The organism is Mesorhizobium album (assembly GCF_033977205.1).
GTDB classification, from domain to species: Bacteria; Pseudomonadota; Alphaproteobacteria; order Rhizobiales; family Rhizobiaceae; genus Mesorhizobium; species Mesorhizobium album.
Genome location: NZ_JAVIIW010000024.1, coordinates 25,874 through 38,508, shown reverse-complemented (window position 1 = coordinate 38,508; position 12,635 = coordinate 25,874). Strand labels below are relative to the sequence as shown.

At 60.4% G+C, this 12,635-nt stretch carries 7 protein-coding genes and 1 pseudogene; 2 read left to right on the top strand and 6 right to left on the bottom strand.

The annotated features are described in order from the left end of the window. Positions 1–32 precede the first annotated feature (32 nt). Positions 33–347, bottom strand: coding sequence for a co-chaperone GroES (groES, locus tag RFN28_RS20300; RefSeq protein WP_128372672.1), 315 nt, complete (start codon positions 345–347; stop codon positions 33–35). Positions 348–677: 330 nt separating this feature from the next. Then, complete coding sequence (locus RFN28_RS20295) at positions 678–890, bottom strand: hypothetical protein (RefSeq protein ID WP_320289091.1); 213 nt, start codon at positions 888–890, stop codon at positions 678–680. Positions 891–1,944: 1,054 nt separating this feature from the next. On the opposite strand from RFN28_RS20295, the gene RFN28_RS20290 reads away from it, so the two are divergent. Both RFN28_RS20290 and RFN28_RS20285 read left to right on the top strand, forming a co-directional pair. Then, entirely contained in the window at positions 1,945–2,901 is a 957-nt protein-coding gene (locus RFN28_RS20290) for an omptin family outer membrane protease (protein ID WP_320217219.1), read from the top strand. 1,073 nt (positions 2,902–3,974) lie between these two features. After that, the gene (locus RFN28_RS20285; RefSeq protein ID WP_320255972.1) at positions 3,975–5,129 is read left to right on the top strand and encodes a porin; all 1,155 of its coding nucleotides are present in this window, start codon (positions 3,975–3,977) and stop codon (positions 5,127–5,129) included. 3,687 nt (positions 5,130–8,816) lie between these two features. Here RFN28_RS20285 and RFN28_RS20280 read toward each other — a convergent pair. The 4 genes and pseudogenes from RFN28_RS20280 to RFN28_RS20265 all read right to left on the bottom strand — a co-directional run bounded on the left by RFN28_RS20280 (position 8,817) and on the right by RFN28_RS20265 (position 12,568). Further along, entirely contained in the window at positions 8,817–9,272 is a 456-nt protein-coding gene (locus tag RFN28_RS20280; protein WP_320289090.1) for a hypothetical protein, read from the bottom strand. A gap of 429 nt (positions 9,273–9,701) precedes the next feature. Then, a pseudogene (locus tag RFN28_RS20275) lies at positions 9,702–10,652 on the bottom strand (IS481 family transposase); the annotation flags it as partial. 240 nt (positions 10,653–10,892) lie between these two features. After that, positions 10,893–11,744, bottom strand: coding sequence for a DUF3037 domain-containing protein (locus RFN28_RS20270; RefSeq protein WP_320289089.1), 852 nt, complete (start codon positions 11,742–11,744; stop codon positions 10,893–10,895). After that, the gene (locus tag RFN28_RS20265) at positions 11,741–12,568 is read right to left on the bottom strand and encodes a HipA family kinase (RefSeq protein WP_320289117.1); all 828 of its coding nucleotides are present in this window, start codon (positions 12,566–12,568) and stop codon (positions 11,741–11,743) included. The genes RFN28_RS20270 and RFN28_RS20265 overlap by 4 nt, the downstream gene beginning before the upstream one ends. Positions 12,569–12,635: the final 67 nt, after the last annotated feature.

The window sequence follows — 12,635 nt, the reverse complement described above, 5'->3', positions numbered from 1 at the left end:
TCTTGTTGAGTGTTTGTGTCGCGCGGTTTCGGTCACGCGGCTTGCCTGGCCGAGGCCGAAACCTCGATCACACCCAAGATGTCGCTTTCCTTCATGATGAGCAGGTCCTCGCCGTCGAGCTTGATTTCGGTGCCGGACCACTTGCCGAACAGGATGCGGTCGTCGACCTTCACGTCGAGGGGGGTGAGCTTGCCGCTCTCGTCGCGAGCGCCCGGGCCGACGGCAATGACTTCGCCCTCCTGCGGCTTTTCCTTGGCCGTGTCGGGGATGATGATGCCGCCGGCCGTCTTTTCGTCGGCCTCGATGCGACGGACGAGTACGCGGTCGTGCAATGGACGGAATTTCATATCGTTCTCCTTTAGGATAAACAGATTGCGAGAGCCTCCCCGGATCCGGTCCTCAGGGCCAGAAAGGGGTTCGCGCGACTCTTGCGGCATCGCGCGCGCATGCCGAAGTGGTTTTTGCTCCTTTCACGTTTCAAGGGTGGACTGACTTAGGAGAATTTCCGAACGCCATGGCCCCTGTGATTTCCTAATGAGAACGCTTGTGATTTCCCATGGGATGCTTGAGCTTTGTCGCGTAAGCGCGAGACCAGGGTTCGGGCCGGCACCATGCTAAGCACTGCGCAAAAGGGTGTTTGGCGCGTTGCGTCTGATAGTTGTCAGATGCACGTCATTTCAGGCAGGCTGGAGAACTTGCGGCAAGTAATTGACGAAGACGCATCCGCTTTCCCATTTAACGGAGGGGAGTGCCTTCTGGCGGCTGCACGGATACGTCTTGGCATCCCTGCGAGCATCAATACTTAGCGCATCGTTGGTTTCTTTCATGTCCAATGCGAACGCCAACGTCGAAGCCATAAGCAAAGCTGCTGTCGCTATGGTGCTTGTCATTTGTCTTGCTCCATTCCTAAACGCGAATGTTCATTTTCGTGCCTTTCGAATAAATCGAATCGAGCACGCATTATATTCTTTATAATGTCTTCATATTTTGTATAACGTCTTCACATGTTAACAGGCAGAGAGCAAACGTCATGCCAGATGCAGCGGCGGCTTAAATTTCAATCAGTTACCAAATCTCCGCGCCTTGTGGGTAAAGTGGCGTCGCTATTTTGTCGAATTCCTTGCAGGAATTTGAAGGAAACCAGTCGATAGTTCTTTCACAAATTAGCTGTCGGGACGCCTGGGCGAGATGCCTCGTTGCACGTTCGCGAGCCGGAAGTCACGGTTGGCGACGCGAGTGGCAACAGCCATGCGCAAGCATGGCATCCGACGTGGACTGATGTGGATCAAGACAAAGCCAACGGGTGATCCCGCCGCGCTCGAATAATCGGAACCAGAAACCTGACCCGGCCGACACCCCACCAGTCAGACCCGACAACGAGCCGGCGCCGCTGGTCGCGCCCAGCGACGCTTCACAGCGGGGACGCTCGGATTCACGAGAGGGGCTTCCGCGCCGTGGCCCGACCTCGGGAAGTCTGCCTGCGTGGCATTCGCGGATCGGTCGAACAGACGGACTTTGAAGGTCACGAGCTCCTCAGAAATTGAAGAGCTTTCATACCGCAACCCTCTCACCGACAATTTGCGACAGGATGCTTTGGCATTGTGCGAGGCGCGACAAATGTCGGACATGCGGCAATCGATTGGCATGCGTCTAAAGAGTTTTTCTTTGGCACGCATGTTGCTTGGAGTGTCGCTAAACGCATCTCGCGCAGAGTGTTGCAACGTTCGCACCATGCTGTCTGCCGGGATCAGGCCGTACCGTAGGACCTCCCGATGCAGAAGAAGCAAGCGGCCGCACTGCAAGCAATAGCCGGGCCAAGGGCTGTACAGGCGCTTTGCCACGATGATCCTCTTGCCTGGAGACCAACTCTGCAGTCGGTCCAACCCGCCAATTTCTGGATGTCCGCGACGGAACCCGAAAATCAACACAAAGGAGATTTTGGTGATGCGGCGAGTGGTTTTGACATGTGTCGTGCTTTGCGGTCTGTCGGCGGGTGCGGCCGCTGCCGACGGCCCGGTGTTCGCCGACCCGGCGGTGCGAGCCGACGCAGTGGCCCCGGTCTTTTCCTTCGAGGGCGGGCTACGCTACTGGTACAGTAGCGGCGAAGCATCGAAGGAACTTTACAACGCCGACGTCGCGGGGATGGTCTCGCGGCTCACATACAACGATCTCGGTGCCCTATCGGGCGAAGTCTTCCTCAACGCGACCCACAATCCGACTGGCATCTTCGTCAAGGGCTTCCTCAGTGCGGGCGGGATCCCCAAGGGTTCTCTTACCGACGAGGATTTCGTTAACCCCTCTTTGTCCATGAAATCCTATTCGAGCACGTTGTCCGATCAGCACAGCGGTCGCATCACGTATTTCACCGCCGACCTCGGGTATAATTTCTGGGACACGCCGCGCTACCGCTTGGGTGCTTATGTCGGATACAATTTCTGGAACGAAAGCTACCACGCCATCCATTGCGCGCAGCAGGCGGCCAATCCGGGGATTTGCGTGCCAGCCATTACGAACAATATGGGCGTCATCAGCCAGGATAATGATTGGCATTCGCTGCGACTCGGCCTTGCCGGACAGACGCAACTCACCGAACGACTCAGCCTTTCGGGTGACGTCGCGGTGCTGTTCACGCAGCTTGACGGCAAGGATCAGCACCATCTGCGCCCAGAGATCAATCCGCAACCCGAAGATGGGAACGGGAATGGCGTCCAAATCGAGGCGATGTTGAACTACAAAGTCACGGATTTGTTCAACATCGGCGTCGGCGGCCGCTACTGGCGCGCGGCAGCTGCTGGCGCCGCTCATTTCGAGGAGACGCCGGGCGGTGGTAGCCCGCAGATCCTGCATTGGGAGATTGAACGCTACGGCGTGTTCGGGCAGGCGAGCATCAAGTTCAACTGAGAAAGCAGCGCCAGCGCCAAGTTGCCGTTGGACAATCGCAGGCCTGAGACAAGCTGCATGATCGGACTCGGCCACTACCACAACATGGCTGAGTCTCGCGAGCGGGTACGGCAGCCGTGAGGCTCGTGTGCAACGCACACGCCCTTTAAACCCCAATCACCGCAGCCGGACGAAGGATTATATCACCTAAGCAGCACGCCATGCTCTGCGAAGTCAAAGGTGGTCGACACGTTGGCGGCGCCCGGTTTCGGGCGTTCGCGGTCGTGCTGGTTGCCCTCGCACTTACGCCTCGTTAGGGGGAGCTCGGTCGAGAAAAGCATCGAATGCGACACCAACCGCGCGAATCGCGAAACGATGCTGCCGCCGTATGCGAACAAGACCGTTTTCGAAGTCCACTATCGCGTCCTTGGCCAAAATCGCCAAGCGTTCAGTTGAATCGAGAAAACGGAAATGACGCTTACGGCCTGGGCCATGCTGCAAGGATCACATGCCCAGTCTCGCTCATGACCATTATGTCAGCGTCGTGCGGCACCCGCCTGACGTACCGAGCGGTGCCGCCGCATGATGTCTCAATATCGCGGCTCACAACAAACAAAAGATGTCGCCTTTGAACGAAACCTGTCGCGTATCGAACACACGAACCATGTCCAAAACCTGGCGTTTCGGGCGCGGCTTGATCTCAAGGCAAAATGAGAAGGGAGCGCGAACCAAGGTCCGCCGGCAAACTTCAGTGTCAAGCCACAGCTGCGTCGCCAGGTTGGCACGTCACTTGCGCATGCAACTGTGGAAGTCGTTGTGAGGATCTGCCCACAACTGGCGGACATCACTTTGGCGGTTGGCTCAAAAAGGGGGAATTCACAGTGCTGTATTGCAGCAATTCACATATTTATAAATGCCCCTATTGTTTGATAATATGATTTAGCTTCATCGCCTTTGTTCTTGAACCGTTGTCATGACGGGTTCTTCGCGCTGCGAAAGGCGCAGCGCATTGCGCCACATTTTAGATCGCGGGGATAAGCGAAGGGTCCGCTCTTCGACGTCCTTCCTCTTTTATATGTTTGAACGGAGATCAAATGAACTTCACGAGTCTTCTTCTCGGCTCAGTTGCGACCCTGATTGCCGTTTCCGATGCCCGCGCCGTCGACGCCGAGCCAGACGCGGGCGAATACGTCAAGATCTGCGACGTCTATGGTGCAGGCTTCTTCTATATCCCAGGCACCGAAACCTGCCTGCGCATCGGCGGCTATGTCCGCTATGACATCGCCTTGGGTGACGTCGGCTCGTTGGATGGGGCAAAGGCAACCGACCACGAGGGCGGCAGCACCAATGCAACCTGGAAGAAGAATGCCCGCTTCACAGTGAAGACCTGGACGAACCGGGAAACCGAGTTGGGCACGTTGAAGACCTACACCGAAACCCGCATGAACTTTGGTAACCGCAACGATTATTCGGATCCGGGCAGTCCTCAAAACTATGCCTCCAATAGAGACCTCAGCCTGACTTTCGCCTGGATCCAGCTTGGCAACCTTCGAATTGGCAAGGACTGGTCGGCCTTCGACATGTTTATTGGCTATCCCGGCAACGTGCTCAATCCGATGCTCGTTCCCTACGGTGATTTCGAAACCAACGTCATCCAGTACTACTTTGACGCCGGTGATGGCTTTTCGGCCGTGGTCTCGCTTGAAGAAGGCGAAGGCGTGGCCGGCACCGTCGATAGCTACGTTCCGCACGTGGTCGGCGGCCTGAAATACACACAACAGTGGGGCGCGATCACCGGTGTTGCTGCTTATGATAGCAACTACGGATCGGTGGCCGGCAAAGTCCGCGTCGAGGTCAATGTCACTAACGAGCTGTCGCTATTCGGAATGTTAGGCTACGGCTCCAATGGCAAGCTCAACGATGATTCCACTAACGCAATCGCCGCGCACGGCCGCGGCTTCTACAAAACTTGGGGCGGCAACTGGGCTTTCTGGGCTGGCGCCACTTACCAGTTCAACGAGACAACTGTGTTCAACCTTCAGGTCTCGGGTGATCAGCTTAAGAACTATGGTGTCGCCATGAACGTCGCCTATATGCTCATTCCAGATTTCACGATAACAGCCGAGGTCGACTATGACCACTGCGGCGACTTCGGCGTCGGCATGGTGAACCCTTCCAACGTGAACTGGACCAACGCCGACAAAAACGACAGCGTCGGCGGCATTCTGCGTTTCCAACGCTCTTTTTAGCGGACGAAGAGTTGCATCCAAGCAATTGGGGCGATTATCTGGTTGACAACCAAGAGTGCCGTAGGAATATATTCAGGACAGGCTGGTACGCTCCTTCTTTTCTGCCAACATGTGGGCCTCTCGCAAAAGCGAGGTCCACTCGGACCCTAGGAGCGCCACCAGATCCCTCGCCTCTTCGAGGGTAATACTGTCTCTTCCATCAAAAGCTGGATTATGTAGCTTCTAGGGCCTGCCGGGTATGTCGCTCACAGGAAATCTCCTGCTGAGTCAATCCCTTGCCCCCTTGTTCCGCGAAAGGACTCTCTGTCGTCACATTTCGGGCGTATGGTCTTCAAGTCGTCCGCATCGATAGGGCAAGCGGATGCTTGGAAGCCAAGTCAGGTGCTCCCCCCGAAGACGGACAAAGGGAGCAATCAATGCCCAAGAGTCATCGCTATTCCGTGTCAGCTTTCGACTGCGACGTCATTCGACAGGCATTTCGAACCTGGGAGGACAACATTCCAGAGCACGAATGGAGCCAACGCGCAAAAGGGTTGATCCGCACAATGACCGGAATAGAGCGGGAATGCTGGAATGGATCATACGGAAAAGCCCCAGCACCGAGATGCGCCATCAATCCGGTAAATCGGAGTTTGAACTGAGCGTCAATATGCTACTTAGGGTTTTCCCTTTGATGGCAATCCGCTCTTTGGCTTGCGCCGCGCAAGTTGCCTTATCTGCTCGTCAGTTAGCTCGGGCGCGTGGGCGACTTTCTCAACCGCTGCGTCATACTCATCATCCCCCACGCTCTTTAGGGCGCGTGGCTTCACGGAATTTCTCGATGTGCGATTTGTCCTTCGCCATAGCCTCGATTCTAGGCGGATTTGATGGAGTCCTATATATAAGAAGCCCACTGGCGAGGTGACTCACCAGTGGGGCAACCCGAGCCTTAGATGCAATGCGGAGCTTCGGCCCTCATTCGTTTATTATGCGGGCTCGCCACATGGGATTCGCCTTTCTCCTGTGCCCCGCAACGGCGGGTTAAAGGGGATCTCATCGTCTAGATCACGGGGTTTCGGCTGCATAAGCCGAATAGCCTCGTCTAGACTCAAAGAAGCGGCGGGCCGGAGGGAGCTTCTGCGCAATTCCTCCGTAACAACTTGGTTTCTCTTGCGAATCCGGCTGGCCGTACACCAAGGATTCGGCGTTGGTGCACCTCTCGGTGACCGTCGGTGTGCGGGGTAAGGATTCACCTGTCAACAATTTGCCTCCCGATCTCCGGACACTTATCCAGCGCTGCTGCATGTCCCTCGGAGCCGCCCTCGCATGACCGTCGAGGCTGGCGCGGCCCGGCAGGGGGCCAGGGACTGGCGCGGCCCGCAGGCCCCTGGGGGGCCGAGGACACGGGCTCCTGGACCTGTTGGGGCCGCGCCTGCCAGGTCACGCGATGGGAGGGCGGTCCCGGCCGTCCCCTGGTGAGCCTGAGCTCCCTTCGGCATCGAATCCTTGGCCAAGGATTCGCCGCCTGCTCTCCAATGATTCGCAGCCGGGTTGCAAGGATTCATCAGACAAGCATTGTTAAGTATTATAAGGATTCAATTCGTCGTGAATCTTTAAATACGATGAGTTTCATGGGTAATTCTATCCAAGTAATGAGATTTGGTTTCCATAGCCCTCTATTGACATTTCAAAACGAGTCCGCCTTTCTTTCGTTCGTCTACAAACGTAGGGAGACTGATAATGACGAGAGTCCAGTGGTCGGGCGGCAAGAGCGACCTCCGCCCATACGTGAACCGCGCCTGCTGCGCGGCAGAGCTGGGCGACATCTGCCTTTGGGTCGAGGGTCTGCGGGAAGATCCGGAAAAACGGTACGTGTGGACTGCAGACGTACCCGTTTCCACGTCCGGGCGCACGCGGACGCTTGCGGCAGGGGTTGCACCTACAGAGGCCCAGGCCCGCCGGGCTGCGGAGAGGGCTGCGCGGAGGTTGGCGCGGCCGAAACTGCGGCTGGTCCATACCGCTTGACGAGGGAGTGGTATCAAGAAGGGGAGCGGCTGCAGCTCCCCTTCTTGCGTTCAAGGCTTTCCCAGCCCGTCCAGACGCTCGTCGTGTGGAGGCTGCTGACCCCGCCGCCGCCAGGTGGGGGAGGAGGTAGAGGCTGATCGGTTTCACCGAGGGCAGCGCGGGCTTCCAGGCACGCGATCGCGGCATGCAACACAGCGATCTCGGCATCCGTGTCCGTCCGGTCAGCGACGCACGCCGCCAGCGGAGACCAGTCGCCGTTTTCTGCCTGCTCGTCCAGCCAGCCCTGGGCAGGCTCCGGGAGGTCGAGGCGGTGCCGAAGCACATCCAGCGCCTCGGCACTGGCGCGACCGTACGGCCGCCGGAGGTCACGCAGGAGGCGGCGGTAGGACGGGCTCGCGCGATACCTGCCGCCGTGCCGGCCGGGGCGGCGGGGCGACATCAGGTTGCTGCCCTCCCCGCGCTCGCGCGCCTCCTGGTCCGGCGACCAGTCGTCCCGCCTCCGTGGGGGTCGGGCACGCCTCACGGGACTTGGAGCCGGGCGCGGGACAGGCCACCACGGCGCGCGGCCGCGATAATCAAGACGAGCGCGACTAGCTGCGCCGCCGCGGCAGATGCGAGATCGCTCCGGCGGCGGAGCCGCTGCATCATGCGCAGGCGGTCGCGGCAGTCGCGGCGGCGCCGCCTGCGCCCGAGGGGCCACGACCTAATCGACGCGCGCCGCTTTGCGCACGTGGACCTCGATGAAATCCGGAGGCTCGCCGAAGACATCGGCCGCAGAGTGGCGGCGCTGCTCGCTCGCCTGACGCGGACCGCGCCGCCTTCGCTTCGGCCGGACCCGCGCGATGATCTGCGGGCGCGCCGCTTGCAGGAGGCAGCCCGCAGGCCGCGAGGGTCCCCGTCAATCACCTGGCCGAAGCCGAAGGAGCCCATGTCCGGCTACCGACCCCGTCTCTAACAGGAGGAAACCATGCATGAGACCGACCGCAGGAGAAAAGAGAAACGGCAGCAGCAGACCCTCGCGGCCATCGAGGCACTGGCTCGACGCTTAAGCGACACGCCCGAGGGGCACTAGCCGTCCTCGAGCTGGGGCAAGCCGTCCGCTCGCCGGATGTTGCGCGGCAGGCCCGATGGCTGCAACGAGGGCATTGAAAGCCACGTACGAGGAGGCCCGCGCAGGCCGCGAAGCGGCCGAGGCCCTGAGCCCGCTCCTAATTGTCCTGGACCCGGCCCAGCCGGGAGAGGGCAGCCCGTTGCAGGAAGTGACGGACCTTCTGGCCACGATCCTGCGGGGTCTGCTGAGTCATGGGGCGAGGTCTCCTGCTGCATGCGCGCCGCCACCGCACGGCGGCGCTGTCCCGCGAGGCGATCGAGCGCACCGAGCGTGTGGCCGTCGCACTGGAGGATCCACACGCCGGGCTTGTCGCCAACATCGACAGACAAGCCGTGGTCGGCCAGAGCGGCCCGGAGGGCCTCCAGGCTGTCGGACCGACTCCACGCCTCTCGGACGGCCTCGCGCACGTCTGGGAGGGACACGCCATAGCGCTCCGCCCGCGCTCGCTGGCGGCTGCTCATTGCCGACTGTGGCAGCTCCGGCGGGGCCCTCGCCTCGAACGCGTGCGGCAACGTCGGCGCGGCCAACGCGGTCAAGATGGGCCGCAACGGCGGCCGTGCTGCGGCCGGGGGTTAGACTGTGGCCGAAATCGGCTTCCAGGCTGCGCGCGGCGGCCTCCAGCCGGACGTAGGATCGGCTGTCGTCCAAGGCTTTGCCGCCCGGTCCCACGTGCGAGAGGACGATATGATAGTGCACGTCCACGTCGCGACCCGGCGGCCCTTCCCGGCATGCTCCCAGACGACGCGCGCGTGGTCCTCGGCACCGAGCGCCGACAGGACGCGCGCGACGGCCTCGTCGCGCTGCTCGTGGGTGAGCGGCTGGCTCGGCGAGAGGCTGAGGTGGTGGAAGGCGACGGTAGCGCGGCTGCCATCGCGCAGCGCGCTCATGTAGTCGAGCGCAGCGGCCTCGTCTGTCACCACCGGCGCGGCGATCTCGATCACACGGGAGCGCTGATTGTCCTGCCGGGACAGGTGGGCAAGCAGATAGCGCGTGTCGCGCCGCGTGCGACCGTCGCGAACGGTGGTCACGATCACGGACGCGGCTCCTGCCGGAGGGCGATCACGGCGGCGGTCAGGCGGGCAAGCTCGCCCTGCACACGGGTCCGCCGCATCCGGAAGGTCTCGGTGTTTGTCGATCGATCGGACTCGGCGGAAAAGTCTTGTCCTCGTCTCCGCCGGCACGCACCCTCGTTGGGTAGCCAGGAGTGGGCGGTGCTACGCCCGGCCGCTGGCCAAGGGAGGGCAAGCCCCCTGTGGAACCCACCCCGCCGCCTCCGGCGGCGCAGCAGGAGCCGCCATGCCCGCCGGGACGATGCGAAGCGTCGAGCGCGGTGCGCTCGTCGGCTGTCAAGCGGAGGGTCGTCAGATGGCATCGGGCTTGCCTTATCTCCACAAAAGAAAGGGCGGGCGGCCCGGGAGCCACCCGCCCTTTCTTCTTATGTTGTCTCGACTTAGCTGGAGCCTCAACAGGTTGTCCCGATCAAGGCCGAGGCGGCTGATGGGTGGTTTTGATTGTAAGCTGCCATGTGGCCTGTGCCAATTGTAGCGGTGAAGCCACCGAGGCAGTTCGGCGGTGCGTTCATAAGAAGTGTTGTAAGCTCGGGCGTAAGCCCATTCGCGCAGGCTCGTCTGAATGAAGCGCTCAGCCTTTCCATTGGTCTCGGGCGTGTAGGGCCTAGTGAAGATCTGACGCAGACCCAGACGCTTGCAGGCTGCCTGGAAAGCTTTCGACCGGTAGCAGGAGCGGTTGTCGGTCATCACGCGCTGCACTTTGATGCCGAGGCTGGCGTAATAAGCAATGGCAGCTTCGAGGAAGGCGACAGCGCTCTCCTTGCGCTGGTCGGGCATGACCTGGACGAAAGCGACGCGCGAGGCATCGTCGATGCAGACGTGGACGAACTCCCAGCCGATGCCGAGATGGCGATTGACCGCGCCAGGATATCGCCCGGTGATGCGGTGTCCCACAGAGCCGATCCGGCCGAGCTTCTTGATATCGAGATGGATGAGTTCACCGGGATGCTCGCGCTCATAGCGGCGCACCGGCTCGGCCGGTTCCAGGTCTTTCAGCCGTGACAGGCCGGCACGTGCCAGCACCCGGCTCACCGTGGCCTCGGACACGCCGGTCGCCATGGCGATGTGCTTGCCAGTCAGGCGCTGTCGGCGCAGCGCCGCGATCGCATCCGCCACGGTGGCTTCGGTTCGCCTCGGGCTTGTCTTCGGCCGGGAGGAATGGTCGGCCATGCCGGCGCTTCCTTCTGCCCGGAAGCGCTCCACCCAGCGCGCCACCACCTTCGCCGTCACCCCGTATGTCAGCGCCGCATGGGCTTTGGAAAGACGGCCATCAACAACGTCGCGTGCCATCTCCTCTCGACGCAGCGGCGTCAGACGGGCATTCTTGTGGATGTTCATTCGGTCCTCCGGGAATCACTGAAGCTTCGACAACCTCAGCTTTCCCGGTCGGGGCCGAATGGACAACCTCCTGAAAGCTCACAGCTAGGCGGCCCACTCGATCAGGCTATCGGCCCCCGTGACGGCGTGGCGCCTGGCCTCCCACTCGGTCGGAAATCATGGCCTCCGCGATGGGCCGACTAGGCTCCGGCGGGAGCGGGCCTGAAGCCGCCACCCGGCAGCCGCAACTGTCGTGATGCTTCAGCCTGCCTGCTGATGCGAGCGGACTTCATCCTCGATCTCATCGACCAGAGAAGCCACCTGCGATTCCTCGAAAATCTCAGGCTCGAAGGGCGATCCGCGCAAGATCTCAACGGCGCTCCGGTAGGCAGGCATGAGTTGGCGATTCTCAGGCGCGCCAATGATGAAATGCAACTTCAATGGCTCCTTCGCGTCATCGGCGACGGCGGCAAGGTGTCCGCGCCACCGTCGAGCCTTGTCTTTGATACCGTCCGCGTCGGCTAAATCCAAGGAAACGGGCTCGTATGCGTGCCAACGGCCGTTCTTCCAGGCGTGCTTGAACTCGATGCTATCGGTCTTTCCGGATATGACTTTCTTCTCCAGAGAGACATCCAGTTTTCGCTCGGTGATCAACGTCCGAACTGGCCGCCAGACATCCTCGTCCGTCTTCTTTGCCTTTGTGACAACGTCGTAGCGACCGACAAATCGCTCATAGAGGCGCTCGAACGTCTTCGAAGGATCGCTGGTTAAGCCTGAACTCACGGAAGACCATTGCAATGAACTGTCGTCGTTCGGTACGACGGACTTGGCATAGGATGCCAAGCCTTTTCCATCTCTGAACAGTCCCTCTTTGGGTAGCTGCTTGGCCGCACTACGCATACCCCTTTCAACATTCCGCATCGCCGTCACGAAGGCTTCGCGATCCAGGTCGGGGAACACACTTTTGATACGGCCAATGGTTTTGCGCGTACGCCACTTCAGAATCCTCTCGCCTGGAACGAGCAGGATCACGCCAACATTCACGAACTCGCCCGTCACGATATCGTGGACGTAACGCAGAACGACAAAGCTATACGGATGACGATTGTTCATGTCAGTATCCTCCGCACCTCATTCAAACACCCGTCAATGTTGTCTCGCGCGTCTCGAATCAGCTTGAGAGCCGCCTGAACGGCAGCCTCGGACCCAGCCCAAGCTTCCGGTATGGCGGTCTGGTACTCCGTAAGCCGCGCGTCTGACAAGTTACTCCAAAGAGCCTTGATAGGATCATAATCAATTTCTCGTCCCTTCAAACCGCTTGCGAAGATGTGGGCTCCCGGGTTTCCGGCCCAGCTCAAGCCGCCCAATTTCCATGGCGGGGTCCAGAACAGGAGTTGCTCTGTCATGAAGGCAAGCTCGTGGTCGAATACCCGTAGCTCCTCGCCCTTCACGAGGCAGTTTGGGTTCCCGTCGCGTCTATCCGGATTTTGGATAACCGCGTCGAACACGAGGATAGCGGCTGCGTCCGGCACCATTGTGTCAGTAATCTGGTTACCCTTTGCCCAAACCGCGAATTGGTTCGGAACGCGAAGAGAACCGAATCCGACAGCCGAGCTTGCGAGTAGCTTCTGTCGCACCGTGTCATCGGGAACAGTATCGGCGAACTCTGGCGACAGATCGACAAGATAGGGTCGCGGAATAGGCAAGCCGAGGTCGGCTGCCAGACAAGCTCCGACGCTCTCCCGAGCCAAGCTTGACACCCCGGCATCGCAGCCGCCCGATACCTTGCAAAACAACTCAACGGGGTTTCCCGCTGCGTCTTCGCAAGTCAAGATCGCTGGCCCAGTGCGGCCCTGTGTGGCCACCCTCACGAATTCGGTTGCGGTGACAGTTTCGAGCAGCTTCCTTCCCCCCGTCCTGGATGGCTGCCTAACCATCCGCCCCAAGCTGTTATTCGTGCATCGGATCACACAAGCGCCGCCACCTCGGCAATGCCGCTTTGAT